Annotated in this window: 26 protein-coding genes and 1 pseudogene; 16 read left to right on the top strand and 11 right to left on the bottom strand. The window is 33.8% G+C overall.

All coding sequences use genetic code 11. The features are described 5' to 3' along the window. Together CW751_RS13345 and CW751_RS13340 are read right to left on the bottom strand one after the other, a co-directional pair. Positions 1-660: a sterol desaturase family protein gene (locus CW751_RS13345; RefSeq protein ID WP_101335524.1), complete on the bottom strand. Its 660-nt coding sequence runs from the start codon at positions 658-660 to the stop codon at positions 1-3. A 263-nt stretch (positions 661-923) separates the two neighbouring features. Continuing rightward, on the bottom strand, positions 924-1,160 hold the full coding sequence (locus CW751_RS13340; protein ID WP_101335523.1) for a hypothetical protein: 237 nt from the start codon (positions 1,158-1,160) through the stop codon (positions 924-926). Positions 1,161-1,338: 178 nt separating this feature from the next. Between CW751_RS13340 and CW751_RS13335 the strand changes: the two genes are divergently transcribed. The 12 genes and pseudogenes from CW751_RS13335 (at position 1,339) to CW751_RS13280 (ending at position 13,237) form a co-directional block, all read left to right on the top strand. Continuing rightward, the gene (locus tag CW751_RS13335) at positions 1,339-2,472 is read left to right on the top strand and encodes a vWA domain-containing protein (RefSeq protein ID WP_101335522.1); all 1,134 of its coding nucleotides are present in this window, start codon (positions 1,339-1,341) and stop codon (positions 2,470-2,472) included. A 15-nt stretch (positions 2,473-2,487) separates the two neighbouring features. Further along, positions 2,488-3,947, top strand: a pseudogene (locus CW751_RS13330) (AAA family ATPase). Between the two features lie 7 nt (positions 3,948-3,954). Then, a complete protein-coding gene (locus CW751_RS13325; RefSeq protein WP_101335521.1) occupies positions 3,955-4,332 on the top strand; it encodes a glyoxalase in 378 nt (125 codons plus the stop codon). A gap of 127 nt (positions 4,333-4,459) precedes the next feature. Beyond that, a complete protein-coding gene (locus CW751_RS13320) occupies positions 4,460-5,593 on the top strand; it encodes a hypothetical protein (protein ID WP_101335520.1) in 1,134 nt (377 codons plus the stop codon). A 40-nt stretch (positions 5,594-5,633) separates the two neighbouring features. Beyond that, entirely contained in the window at positions 5,634-7,220 is a 1,587-nt protein-coding gene (locus CW751_RS13315) for a hypothetical protein (protein ID WP_101335519.1), read from the top strand. A 266-nt stretch (positions 7,221-7,486) separates the two neighbouring features. Continuing rightward, the gene (locus tag CW751_RS13310) at positions 7,487-7,780 is read left to right on the top strand and encodes a DUF6629 family protein (protein WP_101335518.1); all 294 of its coding nucleotides are present in this window, start codon (positions 7,487-7,489) and stop codon (positions 7,778-7,780) included. Next, positions 7,777-8,130: a DUF6629 family protein gene (locus CW751_RS13305; RefSeq protein ID WP_101335517.1), complete on the top strand. Its 354-nt coding sequence runs from the start codon at positions 7,777-7,779 to the stop codon at positions 8,128-8,130. Before CW751_RS13310 ends, CW751_RS13305 begins: the two co-directional genes overlap by 4 nt. A 201-nt stretch (positions 8,131-8,331) precedes the next feature. Beyond that, the gene (locus CW751_RS13300; RefSeq protein WP_101335516.1) at positions 8,332-8,958 is read left to right on the top strand and encodes a carbonic anhydrase; all 627 of its coding nucleotides are present in this window, start codon (positions 8,332-8,334) and stop codon (positions 8,956-8,958) included. An 836-nt stretch (positions 8,959-9,794) separates the two neighbouring features. After that, complete coding sequence (gene holA, locus CW751_RS13295; RefSeq protein ID WP_165779310.1) at positions 9,795-10,787, top strand: DNA polymerase III subunit delta; 993 nt, start codon at positions 9,795-9,797, stop codon at positions 10,785-10,787. Continuing rightward, positions 10,787-11,530, top strand: a complete 744-nt coding sequence (locus tag CW751_RS13290; protein ID WP_101335514.1) for an RsmE family RNA methyltransferase — start codon at positions 10,787-10,789, stop codon at positions 11,528-11,530. The genes holA and CW751_RS13290 overlap by 1 nt, the downstream gene beginning before the upstream one ends. A gap of 4 nt (positions 11,531-11,534) precedes the next feature. After that, positions 11,535-12,194: a DUF4159 domain-containing protein gene (locus CW751_RS13285; RefSeq protein WP_101335540.1), complete on the top strand. Its 660-nt coding sequence runs from the start codon at positions 11,535-11,537 to the stop codon at positions 12,192-12,194. Next, positions 12,191-13,237, top strand: a complete 1,047-nt coding sequence (locus CW751_RS13280) for a hypothetical protein (RefSeq protein ID WP_101335513.1) — start codon at positions 12,191-12,193, stop codon at positions 13,235-13,237. The genes CW751_RS13285 and CW751_RS13280 overlap by 4 nt, the downstream gene beginning before the upstream one ends. Positions 13,238-13,324: 87 nt before the next feature. Here the strand turns inward: CW751_RS13280 and murQ are convergent, their stop codons facing one another. Then, positions 13,325-14,158, bottom strand: a complete 834-nt coding sequence (murQ, locus tag CW751_RS13275) for an N-acetylmuramic acid 6-phosphate etherase (protein ID WP_101335512.1) — start codon at positions 14,156-14,158, stop codon at positions 13,325-13,327. Between the two features lie 24 nt (positions 14,159-14,182). Next, positions 14,183-14,521 carry a DUF6150 family protein gene (locus tag CW751_RS13270; protein WP_101335511.1) on the bottom strand — a complete coding sequence of 113 codons (339 nt, stop codon included), beginning with the start codon at positions 14,519-14,521 and terminating at the stop codon, positions 14,183-14,185. Positions 14,522-14,618: 97 nt separating this feature from the next. Between CW751_RS13270 and CW751_RS13265 the strand changes: the two genes are divergently transcribed. After that, positions 14,619-15,164 (top strand): response regulator transcription factor, encoded by a 546-nt coding sequence (locus CW751_RS13265; RefSeq protein ID WP_101335510.1) that lies wholly within the window; start codon positions 14,619-14,621, stop codon positions 15,162-15,164. After that, positions 15,073-15,381, top strand: coding sequence for a sensor histidine kinase (locus tag CW751_RS16030; RefSeq protein ID WP_394335965.1), 309 nt, complete (start codon positions 15,073-15,075; stop codon positions 15,379-15,381). Before CW751_RS13265 ends, CW751_RS16030 begins: the two co-directional genes overlap by 92 nt. A gap of 155 nt (positions 15,382-15,536) precedes the next feature. Here CW751_RS16030 and CW751_RS13255 read toward each other — a convergent pair whose 3' ends face one another. Next, positions 15,537-16,211: a hypothetical protein gene (locus CW751_RS13255; RefSeq protein WP_101335508.1), complete on the bottom strand. Its 675-nt coding sequence runs from the start codon at positions 16,209-16,211 to the stop codon at positions 15,537-15,539. A 104-nt stretch (positions 16,212-16,315) separates the two neighbouring features. Beyond that, positions 16,316-16,714 (bottom strand): DUF7793 family protein, encoded by a 399-nt coding sequence (locus CW751_RS13250; protein WP_101335507.1) that lies wholly within the window; start codon positions 16,712-16,714, stop codon positions 16,316-16,318. A 303-nt stretch (positions 16,715-17,017) separates the two neighbouring features. Between CW751_RS13250 and CW751_RS13245 the strand changes: the two genes are divergently transcribed. Both CW751_RS13245 and CW751_RS13240 read left to right on the top strand, forming a co-directional pair. Then, positions 17,018-17,743 (top strand): peptide deformylase, encoded by a 726-nt coding sequence (locus CW751_RS13245; RefSeq protein WP_101335506.1) that lies wholly within the window; start codon positions 17,018-17,020, stop codon positions 17,741-17,743. A 121-nt stretch (positions 17,744-17,864) separates the two neighbouring features. Next, positions 17,865-19,235, top strand: a complete 1,371-nt coding sequence (locus tag CW751_RS13240; protein ID WP_101335505.1) for an exonuclease domain-containing protein — start codon at positions 17,865-17,867, stop codon at positions 19,233-19,235. 80 nt (positions 19,236-19,315) lie between these two features. Here the strand turns inward: CW751_RS13240 and CW751_RS13235 are convergent, their stop codons facing one another. From CW751_RS13235 to gatB, 5 genes are all read right to left on the bottom strand, one after another. After that, entirely contained in the window at positions 19,316-20,800 is a 1,485-nt protein-coding gene (locus tag CW751_RS13235) for a DUF5723 family protein (protein WP_101335504.1), read from the bottom strand. Between the two features lie 123 nt (positions 20,801-20,923). Next, the gene (locus CW751_RS13230) at positions 20,924-21,703 is read right to left on the bottom strand and encodes a UDP-2,3-diacylglucosamine diphosphatase (RefSeq protein WP_101335503.1); all 780 of its coding nucleotides are present in this window, start codon (positions 21,701-21,703) and stop codon (positions 20,924-20,926) included. Between the two features lie 12 nt (positions 21,704-21,715). After that, positions 21,716-22,828, bottom strand: coding sequence for an AhpC/TSA family protein (locus CW751_RS13225; protein ID WP_165779308.1), 1,113 nt, complete (start codon positions 22,826-22,828; stop codon positions 21,716-21,718). Between the two features lie 10 nt (positions 22,829-22,838). Beyond that, a complete protein-coding gene (locus tag CW751_RS13220) occupies positions 22,839-24,077 on the bottom strand; it encodes a peroxiredoxin family protein (protein ID WP_205677836.1) in 1,239 nt (412 codons plus the stop codon). A 1-nt stretch (position 24,078) separates the two neighbouring features. Then, positions 24,079-25,542 carry an Asp-tRNA(Asn)/Glu-tRNA(Gln) amidotransferase subunit GatB gene (gene gatB / locus CW751_RS13215; protein ID WP_101335502.1) on the bottom strand — a complete coding sequence of 488 codons (1,464 nt, stop codon included), beginning with the start codon at positions 25,540-25,542 and terminating at the stop codon, positions 24,079-24,081. Between the last annotated feature and the right edge of the window lie 16 nt (positions 25,543-25,558).

The following is a 25,558-nucleotide window of genomic DNA, read 5'->3' as shown; positions in this document are numbered from 1 at the left end:
TTATTCCTTCTCCTCTTTTTCTACAAGAATTTTCACTGTTCGTCTTCCTTTTTTGGGCATAGTTCTGAAAACGATATCCCAAATTGGCGTAGAAACACCGAAGGCTTTATCTGGTTGTTGATAATGATGAATATTATGGTGATCCCACCACCATGAGAAAACGCTATTTTTTGGAGGTGGATATTTATGAACCATCCAATGAATTGTTATATAAATAAGATAGCCAATTAGAAATCCTGCTCCGAAAACAAGTGCTTCTCCTTGGAAGATTAAATAAAATAAACCTAAAAACAGAGCCGCTAAAAATAAGCTTGGAACTACAGGAAGTACAATTCTATCGTCATCATGAGGATACCTATGATGAATACCATGGAAAAGATATTGTAGACCTGTGTCATAGGATGCGTCTTTGATTTTATGATACAAAAATCGGTGCATTAAGTATTCTGCCAGGGTCCATGAAAAGAATCCCGTGAAAAACCAACCGAGAATGGCAGATATACTAGGATTTACGTAAAAATAGTAGGCTGAAATAAGAAGTATTCCTACTACAATATACATTGAATCAATGATGTAAATATTTGATTTTGTAAGTGCCTCAACAAATTTGCTTTTAAATAACTGCGGAGACTTTTGTTTTGGGTAGACTTTAAATTCCATCTTTTGGATTATTTATCATTTTAAATTTCAGTTCGATAATTCTAATAACTAAAAAATCAAAGCATATCAATTGCATTGTTTTCTAAATAGTTATCAAAATTAACTTACCTCTTTAAGCCTAAAATAAATAAAAATAATAATCTGAAAATTTTCTTAACTGTTTTTAACCATCTGAACACAGCGTATGCACATATTATTTTAAGCCAAGTGTCTAGAATGGAATTATAATCGAGCTAGTTTCGTTGAAACCTAAATTTAGATAACTAATTTAAACACTTTGCGTCTTTTAAAATATAATCAGCAAGCTCCTCCCCCACTTTACAAGCTGCGTTTTGAGAACCATTTAATAGAAAATCGCCCGCTTCGATAGTTTTAGCGTCGACATCAAACTGCATTGTGTTACTAGGCGATTCCAATTTTGGCAATGCGAAGGGAATTTCAAATGTATGCAAATGTCTGGCGTCTAAAATATTGAAATCTGCTTTTAATTCTTCTTTCACTTTATCTTTAGTTCTTGTGCGTTTAATCCTTGAGCATTCACTACAGTTACAGAAAGTAATGACTCCCCTTTTGAATTTAAGCATAGGTTTTTTAAACTAAATCCAATTAAAGTTGTTATGTTAAAGCTATGATTTTGTCTAAAAAGCGAATTCATAATGAAGTAAAAAGTCAAGCAAAATGGAGGAATACAATCAAAATATACGAAAACATTCAGGATTTACTTTCACCAAATACGAGGAAGAAGAAAAATCTCCTTTCGAACGATTGTTAGAAGTATTTCAAGAGTTAATTGTGCATACTTCTGGCGATGTTGATGAGACTTTGGATTGGATGGATCAACTTAATTTAGAGTACAATCTGTACACCGATGATTACACCAAAGCTGATTTTATTGAAGATTTGAAAAAGCATGGTTACATCAGAGACGATGAGGACAAACCTGACGGAAAAGGAATGGTAATTACCGCGAAAACGGAACAAATTGTTCGTCAGCGTGCTTTGGATCAGATTTTTGGTGAACTAAGAAAATCTGGAAAAGGAAATCACAAAACGAAACATACTGGTGTTGGACAAGACAAAACTGGAGAAATGCGTTCCTATTCTTTTGGAGACAGTATAGACCAAATTGCCATTACTGAAAGTGTAAAAAATGCTTTTACGAATAACGGAATAGACGATTTTCGATTGACAGAGCAAGATTTAGTCGTTAATGACACACATCATTCCGCACAAATGAGCACCGTTTTGATGATAGACATCAGTCACAGTATGATTTTATACGGTGAAGATCGCATTACGCCAGCCAAAAAAGTGGCGATGGCCTTGGTAGAATTAATCAAAACGAGATATCCGAAAGACAGCATTGAGATTATTGTTTTTGGAAATGATGCTTGGCCAATTAAAGTCAAAGATTTACCTTATTTACAAGTTGGACCTTATCATACCAATACTGTTGCTGGACTCGATTTAGCTTTGGGATTATTGCGTAGAAAAAAGCACGCCAATCGTCAAATCTTTATGATTACAGACGGAAAACCCAGTTGTTTGAATCTGCCCAATGGTGAGTATTACAAAAACAGCTTTGGACTCGATCCACACATTACCGATAAATGTATGAACAAGGCCAAAGAAGCGAGGAAACTGAATATTCCTATCACGACATTTATGATTGCTCAAGATCCATATTTACAACAATTCGTGGAGGAATTTACAGCAGCCAATCAAGGAAAAGCTTTCTACACAGGATTGAAAGGATTGGGACAAATGATATTTGAAGATTACGAGAAAAACAAAAAAAGAAATATTAGATAAATTATGAAAAACAAAATTGATATTCACAAGATTAAGACCCTCAAAGAATTGAAAACAGCGGGATATGTTTCTCGTTCTATAAAAGATGAATTACGCGCCAATCTGATTGAAAAAATTCAAAAAAAGAAACAATTTTTGAAGGAATTATAGGTTATGAATACACAGTAATTCCACAATTAAAGTCAGCAATTCTTTCCAAACACGACATCAACTTATTGGGATTACGTGGTCAGGCTAAAACGAGAATTGCGCGCTCCATGGTTGATTTATTGGACGAATACATTCCAACTATAAAAGGTTCGGAAATCAATGATGATCCCTTCTGCCCTATCTCCCATTTCGGTATTCAATTAAAAGAAGAAAAAGGAGATGATTTACCGATAGAATGGCTGCACAGAAATGACAGGTTTTATGAAAAATTAGCCACTCCAGATGTTACCGTAGCTGATTTAATAGGAGATATTGACCCTATCAAAGCTGCATCGTTAAAATTGAATTACGCCGATGAAAGAGTGATTCACTATGGAATGATTCCACGTGCTAACCGTTGTATTTTTGTAATCAACGAAATTCCAGATTTACAAGCAAGAATTCAAGTGGCTTTGTTTAATATCTTACAAGAAGGAGATATTCAAATCCGCGGATTTAAAATGCGTTTGCCTTTAGATGTAAACTTTGTTTTTACTGCCAATCCAGAAGATTACACCAATCGCGGAAGTATCGTTACGCCATTAAAAGACAGAATTGGTTCGCAGATTTTAACGCATTACCCAAAGTCTATTGAAATCGCTAAAAACATTACTCAACAAGAGATTATTTCAGAAGCCAAAAATGAAAATGTTCATGTTCCTGAAACAGCGAAGAACTTGTTGGAACAAATTGTGTTTGAAGCGAGAAATTCAGAATATATAGATACCAACAGTGGAGTTTCCGCCAGAATGAGCATTACTATGTATGAAAACTTAATTGCTGCAGCTGAATTGCGCATGTTGGAATCCGGTAGCGAAAGAACTGCGGTGCGTATGTCTGACTTTTCTGCAATTGTTCCTGCCATAACAGGAAAAGTAGAATTGGTTTATGAAGGCGAACAATTAGGACCAGAAAATGTAGCGCATTTACTTATTGGAGCAGCGGTAAAATCTCAGTTTGATGCCCTTTTTAGACCCATTAAAAAACTCAAGAAACAAGATGTAACCGATGAATTTGATGCTATTGTAGATTGGTTCTTGCGCGATCAAGACTTTGAATTGTCGCCAAATATGAAGGATGAAGAATATGCTAAACAATTAGATTCTGTAAAGCCTTTAGAGGAAGCTTTAAAGAAATTTATCAATACTACAGACATTCAAGAACGCTTGTTCCTCAAAGAGTTGATGTTGCACGGATTAGTTGAATACAAACAACTCAAGAAAACAGAGCGCACAACAGGGACAACTTTCTTTGATGAAGTTTTGGGCTCATTTTTAAATAATTAATGACGCAATGAAAAGCAAAAAAGAGCGTCCAATTCTACCAGCGGAAATCAACGAAAATGTGGTTTCCGCTGCTGAACAATTCCAAAACGAAGTCATTCGTCCGATTATCAAAATGCAAAGTGATTTATTATTTGCCCACTTGAGTCAGCAATTAAAATCTTCTAAAATTAAACTAGATCAATTACCTGATGCTAAAAAAGAACAAAGCTTGACTTCGCTTTTTGAGAAAAATCAAGCATTTAAAAGAGAAGTTTTGGGAATGATAATTGGCCAATTCTCAATGGAGGAATATTCGGAATATGTAAAAATGCAGAAAGAATTGAATCGTAGGATCAGGCAAATTGTATTGAATCGGGTTCTGGAGCAATGGATTTGGAATGTATAATTTGAACTTTACTATTAGACAAAACAAGCTACTCAATTGTTACAATAAATCAATTCGTAATCAATTTGTAATTAAACAATTCGTAATTGATTTTGAACCGATTTCTTTCTAAACTGTACCTTGCAGTATGAAACGAATTATTCAATTATTTTCCTTACTGAGTTTTGTCTTTTCTTCTCCTTTTGCTTCCGGACAAAAGAATGAACATCAGCTGCACTTTCAATTGAAATCAAATGGCATTTCTATTCCATTGATAAAATCTAATCGCTACGAAACCACTCAAATTGGGGAGATTAAAAAAGTCTTTGAATCGGGAACTTATTATCGGCTTTTTGAAGTTGAAGTTATTACGAACGACACATCTGATTTAGTTCCCGTATCCAACCACAAATGGCAATCGGCAGCGCTAACATTAAGAGTAAAGGAAAAATACCAAGTCATTATTAGTTCGAGTGAGGGAAATCTAAATCAAGCACCTAAAAAAATGATTTTGGATATCTCCCACTTTAAAAATAATGCTCAAGTTGTTATCGATTTTAAGAAAGGGGAATTTGAACTTAAAAAATTGGAAAGTTATTCGATCATTGATACTGTCCCAAATTTCGAAGTCAAAAAAGGGGATGAAGTAAAAATCAATCTCAAAGCACATCAAACATTTCGATTTTCAAATGGCGAAAAAAAAGCCGTTTATTACAAATTAAGCGAAGATTTCCCTTTGTATTACGTTCAAGAATTTGATTCAATTCAACAAGGTAAATTTGCTCAAGGAATGCGATTAATTCAAGGTGAACTTAGCGATATTAATTCCGAATGCAATACTCCTTTAACTTCAGAAGAACATCAAAATAAGTACGGATATTGGGAGTATTTTGCAGAAAACGCAATGGTTAAATTGGCTTACTTTTCATATAATTTGCGAGAGAAATACGAATGGTTTCCCATTGGTGAGTTGAAATCAGAACTGATTATTAACAACGCAAACAAGATTCAGAAAAATGTTTCTTACTTAGAAAATGGTCAAATAAAATCTGAGCTTCTACAACAGAATGGGGGAAATCAATATAGGATAACCTACAATTTTTATTTGGACAATGGAAAACTCATCATGCGCAAGGTTTATCATTCCTCAAATGGAATTAACAAAGAAAAATTAATTGAACGCACCACCTTCTATGATTCTGGAGAATTAAGAATGCATGAAACGCTAGGCAAAAACTACAACATTAGAAAATATGACAAAGATGGTAAAATTCAGCACTAAAAATTGTTTGGTTTTGGTTCTCATGATTTGCTTTAATCTAATGGCTAAAGCTTCAACTCCCAACATCAAAACCACGCACAAGATTTTGATGGAAGTCAATAAGAACTGGACAGATTTGGCGAAGGAAATATCCTACACTTTTCAGCCAAATTCAGAAAAAGAATTGATTCAACTGCACTTGTTTAATGTCATAGAATACTTGAAGCAACGGGATTTAGGTCATTTGAATCAAAAACAAATTGACAATCGTTTGGCACATATTGAAGTGCTAAAGCAATATGCTGATAACGGAATTTTCCCCATCAATAATCTAAAACCTTATCGTGTACCGATTTTTATTGACGAAAATCAAACTTATTGTGCTGTAGGATTTTTACTCAAAGAAAGCGGATTTAAGAATGCAGCACAAGAAATTGCTGCTGATCAACTTCTGTCTTATTTAGGCGATATTCAGCACGATGAACTTATTCCGTGGCAGCAAAAAAGTGGACTTTCGTTGTTTGAATTGGCTTTAATTCAACCGACTTATGGTCCACCCACAGAAATTAAAGTAAAGAAAAGTCCAATACAATGGAAGGAAATCACCACTCAAAGCGGTCATCTAAAAAACATCTTTAAGAATGGAAAAGACCAATCACTGTATGGTGTTTTTAGTCAAAACATGGTATCCATTGAACATCAAATCAAAAATTATACGCCGAAAACTCAAGCATGGGAAAGCATTGGAAACAAAATTCAAGGTGAAGTTTTAGAAATCGTTTTCACAGAACACGAAATGTATATTAATGCTTTCTTGCCTTTGGATGAAAATCCACATCAAATTTTAAAATTAGCCAATAGAAAGTGGGAAAGTATCGCATTTTTCAATGGAAATATATCTTCCATTCAAGTATTTAAGAATCAGCTTTATGTTTTGGGTGATTTCTCGAAAGTCAATAATAAAACGAGCGCTAATTTTGTAGTCATTGACCATGAAACTGTGCAAGCCTTTTCAAAACAGATTAAGTATAATTCCATGCAGTATTTACCCAAGATTGATCAGATGACAGCTACGGAAACAAGTCTATTCCTGACGGCTGGACCTTCTTTATTGCAATTTAAAAACGACAGTTTAAGATCACTAAATTCCATTCCATATTACAACTATCTTAAAGATTTTGCTATTGGGGGAAATGCAGATACTTTATTGGTTTTATCTAGCAGCTTTCCTGGATTTATGAAGTTTTTCGATCAACATGTCGAGTCGGCTAACTTCAATAATGTATTGTTCTCAACTACACCCACATATCATCATTCTCTCAATTATGAAGATGCTAAATCAGTAGATCAATTCACATTTATTTCTGGCGATTTCTCAATTTCAACATTAAAATCAAGGATAAATCAGAACATTCGGCTTGTAAAATGCGATAGACCTGAGAGCTTATATTGGTATGGTGAAGGCTTAAAAGTTTATTACAACAAAAGTTTTTATCCTATTTTAGATCAAGGAAAAGTAGTTAACTTTCTTCAAATAGCAGATCAAATTTACATTGTAAAAAAAGATGGAAGTCTATACTTTACGGAATTAAGTCATGTCAAAAAAGAAATTGATAAACTTGAGAAATCCTTGAATTCCAAACGGTAAACTTAATATGTTTGAAGCAAACCAAAATTGATTATAAGATTACCAAGCTAGGCCTTTACTTTTTTCGGTGGACGATTGACTTAAATTATATTGCTAATCAATAACAAGTTTTTTTGTAAATATTAAAATTTATAGCTGATAAAAATGTATAATTAATTTCAGTACCAACTGAAAAACTTTAAATTTGAGAATAGACTTTCATAAATGGAAGTTTGCACCTGTTTATATACAGGATAATTAGATAACATTACTAAACAAACCTATATATGTGTTTTTCAGCAGAAGCAAGTTTTATAGCCGGCGGCGCCTTAACAGTAATTGGAGCGGCTACAATAAAAAAGACCACCCAAAAATCACAGCTTTGGTTTGCAAGTATACCATTGGTTTTTGGAGTACAGCAAATCTCTGAAGGTATTCTTTGGCTTACACTCCCCCATCCTGAAATGATATATACTCAGCGCATAGCCACTTATATTTTCATATTTTTCGCTCAAGTAATCTGGCCGTTTATTGTTCCATTCGGAGTATTGATGTTGGATAAAAAAATGAACGGAAAATGATTCAAAAGATTGTTGCTGGTATAGGTATATTGGTAAGTATCACACTTGCCTATTTTCTTATCGCTTTTGAAATGGAGGCAAACATTTCGGATCACCATATCGCTTACACCAATAATTACCCTGAAATGATTTACAAATATGGAGCAATACTTTATGGTGCAGCAACAATTCTATCGCTTTTCCTTTCAAAAGTTAAACGAATGTGGCTTCTAGGAGTTTTTATTGCTACTTCGTATGCAATCACTTTATATTTCTATGAACACCATGTATTATCTGTTTGGTGCTTTTTCTCTTCGCTAATTAGCGTATATATTTACATTTTAGTGAGAGGAATTAACAAAACACAATAAAAAATGATAATTAGTATTTAACTATGTAAATCTTGTATAGACGCAGCAAAAAACTTCGCAAAATCGTTGATTTTTAATGAGATTAATTTACTTTTGAAAACCGTTCTTTTATGATGTATCTCGTATTATTAGCTTCGTTTTTCGGAGCCAAACTACTGTCGATAAAGGACTAAAAACTTATAAATTAAAAAAAACAGACAAATGGACATTTCAGAAATTTTCGAGAATAACAGAGCTTGGGTAACAAAAAAGTTAAATCTAGACCCTAATTATTTTGAAAACCTTTCACAAGGTCAAAAGCCTGATGTGCTTTACATCGGATGTTCAGACAGTCGTGTTACAGCGGAAGAATTGATGGGTGTTGCGCCTGGCGATGCCTTTGTGCACAGAAACATAGCCAACATGGTGCCCAACACAGATTTGAGTTCAATGTCGGTTATCGATTATGCAGTTTCTCACTTAGAAGTGGAAATGATTGTGGTTTGCGGACATTACTACTGTGGTGGTGTAAAAGCCGCAATGGAATCGTCAGATTTAGGCATCTTAAATCCATGGTTGAGAAACATCCGCGACGTTTACCGTTTGCATGACAAAGAATTAAACGCCATCGAAAACGAAGAAGAAAGATACAAGCGTTTGGTAGAACTCAACGTGCAAGAACAATGCATTAACGTAATTAAAACCGCAGCAGTTCAAAAAGCCAACAAAAAGAGAAACATCGCCGTTCATGGCTGGGTTTTCGATATTCATTCAGGTAAACTCATCGACTTAGAGATCGATTTTGAAAAAATCTTAGATGAGATTATGGAGATTTATAAATTGGGGTGATTTTAATTATGAAGGATGAGTTATGAATGATGAATTGGGTTGATTCAGGTGGTTTTAATTATGAAGGATGAGTTATGAATGATGAATTGGGTTGACTCAGGTGGTTTTTCGGTGAGTAGGATTGAATGAGGAATTGGGTTGACTCAGGTGGTCTTAATCATGAAGGATGAGTTATGAATGATGAATTGGGTTGCCTCGGGTGGTTTTTCGGTGAGTAGGATTTAATGAGGCAGTGGGTTGACTCAGGTGGTCTTAATTATGAAGGCTGAGTGATGGATGATGAACTGGGTTGACTCGAGTGGTTTTTTAAATGATGAATGATGAGTTCTGAATCACTGGCGTCTGATATAAACTTTTCGATTATTCTTCAACCTTTAGCCATTCTTTATAATATAGATTGTGTTGCGGTTTTAGGGGCTTAGATTTTAGGAAAAGTCTTTTCGTGGCGTTTGGGATGGAATTGCATTTCTTTGAAAAAATAACCGAAGCGCAGTGAGCTCACTCCAACAAGTTCAGCGCATCGCATGAAGACCTTGAAAAGATAATAAGACTGAGTAAAAAAGTATAAGAGATAAAGCGAAAATCTTGTTTATGCAGTAAAACCTTTTTAATCGGACGATAGTGGCTACGACATCACAAGTTTTATAGACATTTTCGTTGGCGTAATTATCGTTTTTTTCCTTCAATAAACTATTTACCGAAGTCAACAAAGTGCAAAATCCGTATGCATAAATCTAAAAACATAATTTTTGCATCAAAAACCAACGTAAACTTGAAAAATTTATGTTACTTTAATCCTGCTAACAAAATTGGCTAATAATTGAATTTTTATCAGTGTGAACGAAATTATAAAACAGTTTAAGAAAAAGTCGCCTAAACCCTTGTATTTATTGCACGGAACAGAATCTTTTTACATAGACGAAATTGTTGAAGCTGCCACGAAATATATCTTAGAAGAAAACGAAAAAGATTTTAACTTGACAGTGCTCTATGGTAAAGATGTAGATATGGGACAGCTACAAGAACAAGTTAAGCAATTTCCTATGATGGCAGAACGTCAGTTGGTTATAGTAAAAGAAGCCCAAGATGTGCGTAATTGGGGAGTTATGGAGTCATATTTTGACAATCCTTCACCAACAACAGTTTTGATTCTTGCCCACAAGCATAAAAAAGCTGATTCTAGAAAAAAATTCTTTAAATCCATTAAGAAAAACGGTGAGATTTATGAAAGTAAAAAGCTATATGAAAATCAAGTTGATGGCTGGATTATCAATTATTTAAAAGAGAAAGGATACACTATTAATAGCAAAGCAACTATGTTATTAGTAGAGTTTTTAGGAGCAGATTTAGGTAAAATAGCCAAAGAACTTGAAAAGCTAATGTTAGTTCTTGAAAAAGGAACGCAAATCAGCGAAGTTCACATTGAAGAAAACATTGGAATTTCCAAAGATTATAATGCTTTTGAGTTGAATAATGCACTTGCATCACGGGATGTACTAAAAGCCAATAAAATCATTAACTATTTCGAACAAAATCCTAAAGCTGCTCATATTACACAACTCATCCCTTTACTTTTTGGATTCCATGAACGATTAATGAAAGCTCATTTTTCTAATGCCAAGGATGTAAATGGTTTAATGTCGGCATTAAGAATGAGTTTTCCAGCCGCTAAAGAAGTGATGCAAGCCAAACGCATTTATAGTCCAAAAAAGATTGCCAAAAACATAGCTATACTTCAAGAATACGATTTAAAAAGTAAAGGAATTGACCGTGGACCAGGTTCTGACGCCGATCTTTTACGTGAACTGATATATCAATTGATGCATTAATGAGAAGGTTTTTTGTTGACATCGGAAATTTAGATCAGGAAATCATTACACTCCCTGTGGATGAATCCAAACATGCTGCTAAAGTATTGCGCATGAGAATCGGTCATCAAATGGAATTGGTGAACGGCAAAGGGGTTGTATTTACAGGAGAAATCACAGATGATCAACCCAAAGCAGTTGAAGTCAGGAAAGTTAATTTAATAGAAGAAAAACCTGACAAACATCACATTCATATTGCCATTGCACCCACTAAAAACAATGACAGATTAGAATGGTTTTTGGAGAAAGCAACTGAACTGGGAATTCATGAAATCACACCCATTTTATGTTCCAATTCAGAACGAAAAAAGATAAAACCAGAACGACTTCAAAAGATTCTTGTATCAGCAATGAAACAATCTAAGCGACTCTTTTTACCGAAATTAAATCAGCTTACTTCTATAGATGATTTTTTGGACAAGCATCCCATTGGGTTAATTGCACATTGCTATGAAGAAGAAGACAAAAACACGAGTATTCAGTTAGAGCTACAAAAAAATGCAAATCGTTGGCAATCAAAAAACACTCCTATTTTAATTGGTCCAGAAGGAGATTTTAGTTTAAATGAAGTTAAAAAAGCACTCGAAAATGGATATCAAGCCGTAACTTTGGGTAAAACGCGTTTACGCACAGAAACTGCTGGAGTTTATGCGTGCATGAATGTCAAACTCTATTTTGAGGAATTTTTTAAAGCCAAACATTAAAAATATGAAGTTAATATTGAGTAGTTTATTTATTTGCCTGATGACTATTGCTTTCGGACAAGGCAATTATCAATTGGCTGTTCTTAAATATAATGGCGGCGGAGATTATTATGCCAATCCTACTTCTGTACCCAATCTTGTGAAATTTGCTAATCAAGAGTTTAAAGCAGGTATAGATGAAGAAGTTCCTTATGTCGAAGTAGGTTCGCCTTTAATTTTTACGTACCCCTTTGTGCATATGACAGGGCATGGTAACGTAGTTTTTTCGAATTCTGAAAGAGAGAATTTGAGGAATTACTTAATTGGCGGAGGTTTTCTTCATGTCGATGATAACTACGGAATGGATGAATTTATCAGACCAGAAATTGAAAAATTATTTCCTAACTTAGACATGGTTGAATTACCCTATGATCATGCTATTTTTAAACAGAAGTTTACATTCAACGGATTGCCAAAAATTCATGAACATGATGGAGAGCGACCACAAGCATTTGGAATTTTAATAGAAGGTAGATTGGCTTTGCTATACACATACGAAACTGATTTAGGCGATGGCTGGGAAGACATAACAGTGCATAATAACACGCAAGAAAATCATGAAAAAGCACTCAAGATGGGGATAAATATATTACAATTTGCATTACTTAAAGGAGGTTTAGAATGAATCAAATAATAAATAAAAAAAACTTATTTTTACTTTTCATAGGACTTTGCTTTATATCTACAAGTCAAGAAGAAAAGTTCAAGTCTCCACCAAAACATGAGAACACATACCTATTTGAGGTATTAAAGTATGAAAGACAACCTGCCCCACCAGAGTTTATTCATAACAGAATTCTTCAGATTTTGGAAAACCCAATTGATTTATGGACTCCTCAAGATAGTCTCTACTTTGCTTATGAAAATGTTTATCTTGAAAAATTTGAACGTTCTTTGGCTATATTTTCGCGATTAAACACGGATACAATTACCAATAAACACGCCCAATCTTTATACCGTACGGCTCTGCAAAAGTCTGGTAGATATGAAGCATTATTAACATACAATCAGAAAACTTTACGGGAAGATACTTCATCCTATTTTAGTGTAAAAGATGCTTTTTTGGCTTTAAATAAGGCATATATAAAGCAACAAAACAAACTATATATACCCGATTCAACAATAATATTTCCAATTTTAAAAAATCCTGAATTAGGTAAATTAAAACGTAATGCTTCCCCTCATAAAAACAAAATCGTTCAAATTGCATTTGCTATAGATTCTGCTTTTCGCCAATTTACAACCTTGCATGACAGTAAAGACTATATTTTATCGCAAGCCATGGAAGAAATGGGAGATTTTCAACGAGAGTATCTTTACATAAGCAATGCATTATTCTATTATTCTGCTTCGCGGCACTATTTTAAGAATGACCCTATAGTTGCTAAAAAATACAACGAAACCCTAAATGAAATGTCTCGTCGTAATTATATCTCATTAAGTTTTAGGACTAAATTTGGAAAAATCATAAAGAACAGGTACAGAATAGATGATGATCACATTGAAAAATCTGAGAAAAAGGTCTATACAGAAGCTGATTATATTGCACCACCGAAAAAAAAGGTGCGTAAAGATTATTTACCTTGGATTGACAATTCTATTCTTATAATGCTTGTACTTGGATTAGCATTGATATTTGTTCTGATTTTCATGAAAGTCAAGAAGTAGGCTTCGAGAGCCTCAGCCTACTTGTGAGAAATATTAGTCTAGTTGTAAGAATCTTTCAAACTGGAGATTAATCTACACCCAATCACCTCAGAATTCGTTTCTATTCTGAATAGCTTCATAAGCCATTACTGCTTTTCTTACAGAGCCATGCTCCAGTAAAAGTGCTTTTGCTTTTTCAAAATCAATATCACATTGTTCTGCAACCATATTTGCTCCACGAATCACAAGTTTAGCATTACTCAATTGCATATCAACCATTTTATTTCCCTGAACCCGTCCCAGTCCAATCATTAAACTAGTTGAAATCATATTGAGAATTAATTTCTGAGCAGTTCCTGACTTCAATCGTGTACTTCCAGTTACGAATTCTGGACCAACCACAGCCACTAAAGCATGTTGCGCAACTTGACTTAAAGGACTCTCAGGATTACAAGTAATTCCAGCAGTTAAATTCCCTGCTAGATTTGCTTTTTCTAGGGCTCCTAAAACGTAAGGAGTTGTTCCAGAAGCAGCAATTCCTACAACAATATCATTTTCATTTAATTTATAATCTTGCAACTCCTTCCACCCCAAATCGCGATTATCTTCTGCATTTTCCACAGCAATTCTAATCGCAGCGTCACCTCCAGCAATCAATCCAACAACCAAGCCCTGTTCAACTCCAAAAGTAGGCGGACATTCTGAAGCATCTAAAATCCCCAATCTCCCGCTAGTTCCAGCTCCAAGATAAAACAAGCGTCCACCTTTTTTCATACGGTTTAAGGCTTCTTCAACAAAAGCTGTAATTTGTGGAATAATTTTCTCTACAGCTAGAGGAACTAATTGATCCTCTTTATTCATTGCTGTTAGCTGCTCTTGAATAGATAAAGTTTCAAGGCTATCGTAATTACTAGATTGTTCAGTTATTTTATTCAAAATCAGAAAGTTTAGTCATCAATATTGAAATTAATACAGAAGTTGTTTTTTGGCTTTATTTTTCCAACCTGCACGACTTTCATAATCCACGAAATAAATCTTTAAATCTGCTCTACTTTCATAGTCTACAAAGAAAATTTTCTTGTCTGCACGGCTTTCATAATCGACGAAAAACCACTTTCCATCATTACCTTTGGCACGACTTTCATAATCTACTTTATAAACAAGCAAATCAGCACGACTTTCATAATCAACCACAAAAACTTTGACATCTGCACGACTTTCATAATCAACACTATAAACTGTTTGACCATAGGAAATAACACTTGCCATAAATGTCAATCCGAAAAGAATGTATTTTGAAATCATAATTTCTCATATTTAGAACTGACCAATTTACAGAAAATTATCCTTATAAAAAACAAGTCAGCTGGTTCACTGACAAGATTGAGCTTAAAGAAGTGCTATGAAAATTTTGATAATTGAAGACGATCCAGATTTAAACACCAATATTAAAGAGGTTTTACTTTCAGAGAGTTATTCTATGGAAACCGCATTTGATGGTCAAATTGGAATGAAATTGTTAAAGAAAAATAATTATGACTGTGTCATTTTAGACATAAACCTTCCTTTTATTAATGGTATAGAAATCTGCGAACAATTTCGTGATTTCAATACACAAACCCCAGTAATTATGCTGACGGCTTTTGGAGAATTAGAAGATAAAATAGAAGGTTATTCAATAGGGGCTGATGACTATCTTACCAAGCCTTTCTACATGAAAGAGTTAATTCTAAGAATCAATGCTCTTCTAAAAAGGAGAATAAACACTTCAATAGCTGCTGAAAATGAATTTTTAATAGTTGATGACATTATACTTAATCCAAAACAAAAAACAGTTCATAGAAAAACCCACAGCTATGGAAGAGAGGTATTTATTACAAGAAATGAATCCAATACTATTGAAACAAGCTTTCACAAATTTACTTTCAAACGCAATCTCCTATTCTGAAATAAATCAAGCAAAAGTTAAATTTATAGTAGACCGGCAAAAGCAACTCATAATTCAACTTATTAATACAGGAACTCCCATTTCAAAAGAGGAAGAACAATACCTCTTCAGACATTTCTTTAGAGGGAAAAATAGTAAAAATAAAACAGGTCATGGTTTAGGACTTATATTAACTAAAAGAATAATAGACATCCATAAAGCCAAAATCACTTTTTAAGAAAAAATAAAGACAACATATTTGAAATCACTTTTAAGGCAGCACCTTAATTTCACCATGGGCTAAATAACCGTTAAAACACCAGACTAAGTAATAAAAAACTCTGTCACATGTTCTGTTATATTCATAAAACTATAGTTACATATAAAAGGATACTATTTTTCAAACAAAACTGCTTCTAGTCCTAAAACATACATTTCTACTATTTCTTCTGGTGATAAAACCTCTGAATTGGTTATTTTAACACGATTAGTTACACGAGTCTCGGATTGTAATGCATCAAAATCTTTTAAAACCTCGCGATTTTTAAAATACTTTTTTCCATATCGATCTTTAATTGTAACACGTATATCTACCTTGGGTTTTTGTTTAGAACGATTTTTATTAAGGTCAGATTTAAAAGTAGAACGAGGTGAAATGTCCATATATATTTTGACATAATACTTTCTATCGTCTGCCCTCATTGCAGGTTTAAAATTCATTAAAGGCATTCCTGGAAAGATACTCATTCCTTGCGTTACTCTATCTCTACCTTTTTTGTCTTGGACGTAAAGCATATTTGCTTCAACTCCAAGCTTTTTACTAATTAACTGATTTGTTTTTTCTCGTACTGTGTCAAGTAAATCTTTTGGGAATGGTGCACGGTCACTATAACCTGTTAAGACTTTACGATCAGATGTTGTTTCCACTTTTTTAAAGTCAATTAGAACATCATCAACCTTTGCAAAAAGATAATATGTTCCAGCAGTTTCATTCTGAGCAATTATAGAAGTTGTCAATGTTCCAAAAAAGAATATGGTTAAGAGTAAATTCGTAGTAAGTTTTTTCATTTTATTTTGTATTAAAGTTAATAAGTTTCTGATTTACAAATATTATACCGAAAAAAATAAATCTAAAAAAATTTAAGTTGGGTGGCCTTAACGTTTACAACATTTTATTTCAAAAGCCATTTTACCGCCTTTTCCTCAGAGGTAAAGAGCTTAAACTTTACTTTTGGTTTAAAAACAGAATTATACCCATTCACTATTACACGTGTTATAGGTGATTTAGTAATCATGGCGGCCTTTGTAGCAAATCGATCAAAGTGATCATTCATAAATGTTAAGGCTTCTTTATCAACAATTCCGGTTACATAGGTATTATCACATAGATACGGTCGTGGGGTTCCCTTTGTAACATCCAAGAATACTTCAAGCAAATCTTTAAACACTTGCAAATCGTAATCCTTAAAGGTAGCTATGTCGGGTCTAAATGTTAAGATCTCATCAGACCTAAGTTCAATTTTACCGTGTTTGATTATCTCTAATCGTAATATTTCAATGTCAGCTTCCATCCTCTTCATTGCTATAATACATAAGAAATTTTAAAAAACAGGTATAAAAGCAATTATATTAGATAAAATTCAATCTTTTTGATAAAAAACTACTGTAGTTTTACAAAATGTATCAAAATCTTAGGTTCAGTTATCTAATAGAGGTTTTCAATACTTTTATATTTGGTTTTAAGTACTTATCGGCTTGTTATTGGAAAAGTAACGGATAATCATTTTGTTTTAAAACATAGATGTGATTTGATGGAAATTTCATTTAGATAATTACTTATATTTATATCCTAATCTTTTATATTTTAAAAATTAATGTACTATAAAATTCATCTTCTGCTTCTCATTGTTATTTTATCTGCTTGTACCACAGATGAAAGCTATACTTTAAGTATTCCTAAAAATGGATTTGAAGTTGTTCAACATGTTTCTAAAAACAATAAAGACAAACGAGAAAAAAATACTTTATACAAAACGCCACGAGAAATAAAAAAAGAAGAATTGAATACAGCACCTCTCACTCTTTTTATTGATAGTTTGTATGCTGTCATGCAAAGATATGAAGGCGTGGGTATTGCTGCAAATCAAATTGGAAAAAGTCTACAAATTTTCATTATTGAAGCCATGAGTGACAATCCACGATACAAAATACTAGGAGCTGTTCCAAAGCAAGTTTTTATCAATCCTATAATTACAAAAGTTTCCAGAAAAAAGAAAAACTTTTGGCATGGTTGTTTAAGTGCTCAAGATAAACCTAGAGGAAATGTAGCAAGCTTTGAATGGATTGAATACGAATGTTTTGACCAAGAAGGAGTTCGTCAAAAAGGTAGATTAGAAGGGTTTTCAGCCGTAGTTTTTCAACATGAATACCGTCATTTAATGAAAGGAACCTATATAGATTACGCTAATCATTTTCTTCCCAAACATGTGTTAGATCAAAAAATTAAATCAGGAGAACTTCCCTTTTTTGATGACGCACATGATAGTTTACCGTTACTCATTGAAGGTTATCAATTGAATACAGCACTAACTGACTACTAATTTTTACAAGAGGCAATTTATAGTCAATGAAGAAGAGAATCAAATAGTCAATGAAAATACAACCTTGAATTTTACACATTAAAAAAGTCCACTTCCTCTTCTAATTCACTACTTTTGTACTATGCTTTACGCAATAACAGATTTAGAAACAACCGGAGGAAGTATCCGAGACTCAAAGATTACAGAGTTTTCAATTTTTTTAACTGATGGAGAAAAAATTATTGATGAATTTACTTCGTTAGTTAATCCTGAGCGTCCCATCCCCTATTTCATTTCACAATTGACAGGAATCAATGATGAAATGGTAGAAAATGCACCTAAATTTTACGAATTAGCAAAACAAATCATAGAATTTATTGGTGATGCTATTTTTGTAGCACACAATGTCGGTTTTGATTATAATGTTTTACGCAGTGAATACCGCTCCCTTGGATTTGAATTTCGGACAGAACACTTATGTACAGTAAAATCTGCCAGAAAAATAATTCCTGGTCACGCCTCCTATAGTTTAGGTAAATTGACTGATGAACTAGGCATAGAACTCGTTGGTAGACACCGAGCACGAGGAGATGCATTAGCCACAGTTGAACTTTTTCATCTTATGTTTCAAAAAGAAAAAGATAAATTGAATGAATTTATTCAATCCGACATAATACCTAAACACCTGCACCCTGGACTAGACTACCAAACCATAGAAGAGATTCCCAAGGCAACTGGTGTTTATAAGTTTTACAATGAAGATAACCGCCTTATTTATATTGGTAAAAGTAGAAATATTAAAACGCGTGTTCAACAACATTTAAAGAATGTAAAAACTAAAAAAGGCATAAATATGTCCAAAGAAATTGTGCGCGTAGAGTATGACCTAACAGGTTCAGAGACAATTGCATTGATTCATGAATCCAATTTAATAAAGAAATACAAACCACATTTCAATCGGCAGTTACGTAAAGACAAATATCCTTATGGATTGTTTGCTTTTGAAGACGGTGCAGGTTACATCAATTTACATCTAGATTTTGTAAAAAAACGAAACGATGCACCATTAACCACTTTCTCTAATAGAAAAGAAGGTGTTTCATTCATGGAACGTGTTGTAGAAAAGTATCAATTGTGTAAAAAGTTAACAGGCCTTTACCCTACGCAGTCTGCATGTTTTCAGTACCACACAAAAGAATGTAAAGGTGCATGTATAGGAAAGGAGTTAGCAGTCGATTACAACCAGCGCGTTAAAAGATTAATTGACAAAATTAATTTTGACATGGATAATTTTTTCATAGTAGATCGGGGAAGAAATAAAAATGAATTGGCAATTTTAATGATTGAAAGAGGAACATTTATTGGCTATGGATATTTACCTAAAAACTACAATGATGGTGATATCGAAAAATGGAAGGAAGTCATTGACAGATATCCAGAAGACAGGGATATTCGAATGATTATCAACCGAATGGTTCGAATAAAAAAAGGAATAGAAATCAGAAAATTTTAATTATAATTATATTATTCAATAATTTAATAAATTTACCCGTCTTCTTACTTTAACAACTTCCATTTTAGTATTTGTAAAGTTTAGAACCGTATTCTTGCAACTCCAAATGCGGCAGATAAGCTATTGGCATCCTTTAAAAAGAAAGACAGTGCATCACGAGAAGAAATTCCAAATTCGAAAGCACCTTCTTTTAGAATAAAGTTAACCCCAACAGGAATATTGTGTTCATACACTCCTCCTCCAAAATAACCTGCGCTAATTTGTAACCATTTGACAGGGCGAATATCACCACCAAAAGAAACAACTGCATTTTGTAAACTTCCTGGACTATTTTTATCAAAAGGCGCTACCACATCAAAACCAACATTTAATTTATTTTCGAAAAATGCAATACTACCTCCTAGTCTAAAGTTGGCCGGATTTGAAATTACAATTTCCTCTTTTCCTTCAAAACGCAATATACCACCTTCATCTGCTAATTCATTCATTGCTTCGGGAGTAGCAGCATTGTCAAGACCAGGCAGTGAATAAGAACCTAATAAGGTATCTACAACTGAATACACATCTCGCTTGTATGTAACTGATCCGACATTATTAACAGCAGCTGCTAGTTTTATTTTATCCAATAAAATTACACTCGCAGAAAAGTCCAATCCATACCCCTTACCAACTGTTTCAGGCATAAAACCTGAATTAGAATTGTTCTGATTACCATCAAAATTGATATTAAAGAAAGGAGAAACAGCTGCATTAACAGACAAACCTTGATTGTTAGATTCCATATCAAACATAGCTACGGATTGAATAAATCGAGCTCCTATTCCACCATATAACGCAAATTGTTCTCTATCTCCAAATATTTTTCGTCCGTAACCAATATTGAAATGTCTATTCCATAAAAATTTAATTCGGGAACCACGTGTTAGATCACTTACCAATAAGGGATTATTGATATCTCCTCTAATCACAGCTTGTAAAGTGTCATTTGAAATATTATTTCTATTTGCTATGGTTGTTGTATCGCCATTCATGGCTACAGTCAAAGAGTCAAAAACACCACTCAATCTACCTCTAAAAAGTAAATCGGTTGTTTGCTGATTTAATTGAGAATACCAATCATAATGCTCATTTATAGAAACAGCAATTCCACCAAATTTTTCAGACTGATATGCACCACCAAACCAGTTAAAGCTTGCATTTATACCAATTCCAGCCTCTGCATAATCTCCTGCTGCATTTTTTTGCTGTTGCATATCAAATCCTCCACCATTTCCAGATATTTGGTTTTTGATACCATCAAATGCATTTTGCAATCGTGTTTTATCCAAAGTTGGGCTAGAAATACCTGCAGAAAACTCAGTGGTTCCTAGTGTTACATTTTTATCTTCAAAACCATTCCCCCAACCTAAAGCAGATGAATTTATACCTAGTGAATGATAGTCTGTTAAAAATGTTGTTGCTACTCCTTTACCTACAGCTGTATAGGCAACTCCCTGAGATTGAGAAAATGTAAAATATCCTAAAAATGTAAAAGATACTAATAATGTGATTCTAGTTAGTTTCATGTGTGCGTGTTTTTAAAAATGAATTCGAAGCATAAATATAATAATAAAACGTTTTGTTTACCTTGAAGGTAAATAAATTAACGCCATTAAGTTTATCTTTAATTAAAAAAATGTACGTAAAGCTTAAACGTCGAAAGGATATAATTGGTTGGATGGATAGACTTTTAATTTCATTTCTCCGGCTTCTAGTTCACCATACGTAAAGTATTTTAGCCAATCCCCAAGGTTGTAATATGTGCTTTCTTTACCAACATGAATTTTAAGCGGTAAGTGTCTATGCCCAAAAATAAAGTAATCGTAATGTGATTCCTTTAGCATTTCCTTGGCGTAAATAGCTAGCCATTCGTTTTCCTCACCTAGATGTTTATCATCTTCATTACCAGTGGCTGCTCGGCTTGAACGTGAAAAATAATTAGCTATTCCAATTCCAAAATTTGGATGTAAACGCGCAAAGCACCATTGAAAAAAACGATTAGAAAATACTTTTTTTATAAATTTATATCCATGATCTCCGGGACCTAATCCATCACCATGGCCAATATAAATCTTTTTACCCTGAGCTTCAACAACAATAGGCTTGCGATGAATTTTAATTCCTAATTCTTCTTCATGATAACCAAACATCCACATATCATGATTTCCTGTAAAAAAATGAATAGGAATCCCTGCATCTGTTAATTCTGCAATTTTTCCTTGAAGACGAACAAATCCTTTAGGTATAGCATTTTTATACTCAAACCAAAAATCAAAAATATCGCCGACTAGATAAATAGCTGCAGCTTCATTTTTTATCTCATCTAACCATTGTACAATTAGACGTTCCCTTTCTAAGCTTTCTTGGAAATTGGGAACGCCCAGATGAAAATCTGATGCAAAATAAATTTTTCTTTTCGCAGAAGACATTAAAACGTTGTATTAATCAAAAATCGATTTTAACTTATTTTCTAATGCTGCTCCTCTTAAATTCGTTTGAATGACATTTCCTTCTCGATCAATAAGTACAGTAAAAGGAATAGACGAAACTTTATAAGCTTTAGCTGCTGGAGATTGCCAAAACTTTAAATCTGAGACATGTGCCTCCCAAATTAATCCATCTTGCTCTATTGCTTGAACCCATTTATCTTTTGTACGATCTAGAGACACTGAAAACACCTCAAATCCTTGATCATGGTATTGCTTATACAGCTTTACAACATTGGGATTTTCTCTACGACAGGGTCCACACCAAGCTGCCCAAAAATCAAGTAACACAACTTTTCCTTTATAATCTGATAATCGAACCGTATCTCCTTCAGGATTTGGCAATGCTATTTCTTTTGCTTTCTCTCCTGGAGCAATGGGCATCTTAGCTTCCATTTTTGCTTTATTTGATAGGTATTCTTTATAGAGGCGTTGAACAGTTGGACTTTCACTAAAATTTTCTTGTAAGGATTTAACAATTGACTCATAAGTTGAGAATTCTTGTTCAATATTTACAGAAGAAACAGCAGCTGCCAACGCTGGGGAATTTGGATGGTTGCGAATAAACAATTTACGCTGTGAGAGAAAGTTCTGATAAGTGGTTTGAAACTGTTGTTGTATTTCCTTTTTCTTATCTTGATTCGCTTGTAAATAACGGTTCGCTGAATCAAGTGCTTGTTTATATTGCGCACTTACCCTTAAAAACTCAAGCATTGCTGTACTCGAGGGAGAGTTTATAATATTGGTATGAAAAAATAGATTTTTACCATCTCCATAGATTTTTATTGTATCACTATTCTCAACAATAACATTTACACTTTGATTATCCTCTAAACTTAAAATGTAATAGTCTTTTACGGGAACTGTAATTTCTTTTTCAAAAAATCCTTTTTCATCAAGCTGAATAGTTGACACAATTGAATTTTGCTGACCATCGTTTTTTAACAAACGCATAGTATCACTTTCGGTATTAAATATCTGTCCCTTTAGAACAAAGTCTATTTTGTCTTGCGCAAAAGTGTTTCCTGTGAGTAATAAAAATGTAAGTAAAATGAATCTAAATCTCATATTGTAATATTTATTTTTCAAATAGTTCTTGCAATTTCTTTTCCAAAGATGGTCCTCTTAGTTTTTCAGCAATAATTTTTCCTTCTGGATCAATTAAAACAGTATGTGGAATTCCACTAAACTGGTATGATTTAGTAACATCAGTGTTCCAACCTTGAAGATCACTAACATGGTAATCCCACATTAAATTATCATCTTTTATCGCTTGTTTCCATTTATCGCCGTCTTTATCCAAAGAAACACTAAAGATTTCAAAATCCTCACCTCCATACTTTTTGTATAAACGGACCACATTTGGATTTTCTACACGGCAAGGTCCACACCAAGATGCCCAAAAGTCAATTAAAACGTATTTTCCTCTTAAAGAAGAAAGCTTCATCACTTCTCCTGATGGATTTTTCTTTGCAATTTCAGGTGCGATATTATTCTCCTTAAAATCTTTATAATCCTTTAAGCCCTTTTCTAATTGTGCAACCTGACTACCAATATTTGCTGTCATTGGATGATTAGGATAACTTTCCTCATAAGCTGCATGAAGGATTTTTAGGACTTCAATATTTTTAGTATCGTAATGATCAAATCCCATCATGGGCATTAAATTCGTCATTAGTAAAATATGCGCCGGATTATCAGGGTCTTTCCTAATTTCTTCGATTATATAGCGATCCATTGGCGCCTTTTCTTTATTAACCATCTTTACAATTTGGTCTTCACTATATTGCTGTGGATTCTCAATAGACATTTGCCAATCAATGAAGTCTTTCATTTTATCCATATAACCATTTAGCGGTTCTGCCCATTCAGTTCCTTTGTAAACAACAGATCTGTTAAAATCATCAAAATCAAGTGTCAACTTTAGCTCATCTTCAGGAACAAGTGTAAGTGGGATAATTTTAGCTTCCTGTCCCTCTGGAACATTACCATCGACCCGCAACTGATAAAGCCCCATCGCTTCAATTGCTCCTTTTAAAGTAAAGTTACCTGCCTCATCTGTTGTTGTTTTACTAATCATGATTGTACCACGATCTGTATTTGCTTCTAAAACTAAAGTTGCGTTTGGTCCGTTATTCAAAACTCCAGAAATTAAAACATTAGGAGCAACACTTGGATCCTTCATCAACGACTCACTTTGAGACTCTTTATTTGTGGTAGATGTTTCTTTGTTTGTGGCATTTGAGCTGTTCTCTTCTGAACCACAAGCAAAAAACAACGTACTCAGTGCAAAAACATATATACTTTTTTTAATCATATCAATTTTCCTCTAATAATTTACGCATTAGTTTATTTGCAGATTTTGGATCCGCTTTTCCTTTTGAAGCTTTCATTACTTGTCCCATAAAAAACCCAACTAATTGTTTTTCTCCGCCTTTGTAACGGTTAACTTCGTTGGGATGTTGCTTTATTACCGAATTAATTATTTCTGCGATAGAATCCTCGTCGCTATCTTGGATTAAATTCAATGTTTCAGCCAATTGCTTTATGTCAGCTTCAGGTTTTTCTATAAGTGCTGGAAATAAGTTTTGTGCAGCAGCTGTATTAGAGATAACTCCTTTATTTATTAAGTTAATTAATTCACCCAGTTTTTCAGGTTTTAAAGGAAACTCTTCTATAGTTTTCCCTTGTTGGTTCAAATAAGACCTTACTTCACCGTTCATCCAATTGGAGGCTGATTTGTAATTTTCTGTGTGTGCTATGACTTTTTCAAAGTATGCAGCGAAAGGTTTTGTAGAGATTAAATTTGAAGCATCATATTCCGATAAATTTAACTCCTCCGTGTATTTTTTAAATAAAGCTTTCGGTAATTCTGGCATTTCAGCTTTTATCGCTGCTATTTGTTCCTTAGAAACATGAATAGGTTGCAAATCTGGTTCTGGAAAGAAACGATAATCATTTGCGTCTTCCTTGGTACGCATTGAAATGGTGCGCATATTTACCGCATCAAATGATCGAGTTTCTTGTGCAATTTCTTCATTATTTTCAATGGCTTCAATGTGTCGATCAATTTCAAAATTAATTGCGCGTTGCACATTTCTCATGGAGTTCATGTTTTTCACCTCCACTCTTCTACCATATTCTTTAGCGCCTTTTTTACGCACTGAAACATTGGCATCACATCTAAGATTTCCTTCCTCCATGTTTCCGTCACAAATTTCTAAGTAACGCACCAATTGACGAATTTCAGTAAGATAAACATAAGCTTCGTCTCCGCTACGCATATCTGGTTCTGTAACGATCTCAAGTAAAGGCGTACCGGCACGATTCAAATCGACAAGCGTATCGTAAACATCCACATCGTGAATACTTTTCCCCGTATCTTCCTCCATGTGAATACGCGTAATTCCGACTGGTTTTACAGTACCGTCTTCCATTTGAAGTTCGATTTTTCCGTTGGCACAAATTGGCGTTTCATCTTGCGTAATTTGGTAACCTTTCGGCAAATCAGGATAGTAATAGTTTTTACGATCGAAATGCTGATTTTCGGCAATCTCACAATTCAATGCCAATCCTAATTTTATGGCGTATTCAATTGTCTTTTTGTTCATCTTGGGCAGTGTTCCCGGATGACCTAAAGTTATTGCACTCACATTTGTATTGGGGCGCGCACCGTATTCGTTTGCATCGTTTGAATACGCTTTCGTTTTGGTTAACATTTGGGCGTGAACTTCAAGTCCAATAACTGCCTCGTATGTTGCTTTTACTTCCTCTGATACCATCTAATCTTCTAAAATG

Source organism: Brumimicrobium salinarum, assembly GCF_002844555.1.
Taxonomy (GTDB): domain Bacteria; phylum Bacteroidota; class Bacteroidia; order Flavobacteriales_D; family Crocinitomicaceae; genus Brumimicrobium; species Brumimicrobium salinarum.
This window is presented reverse-complemented; position numbering and strand designations above follow the sequence as displayed.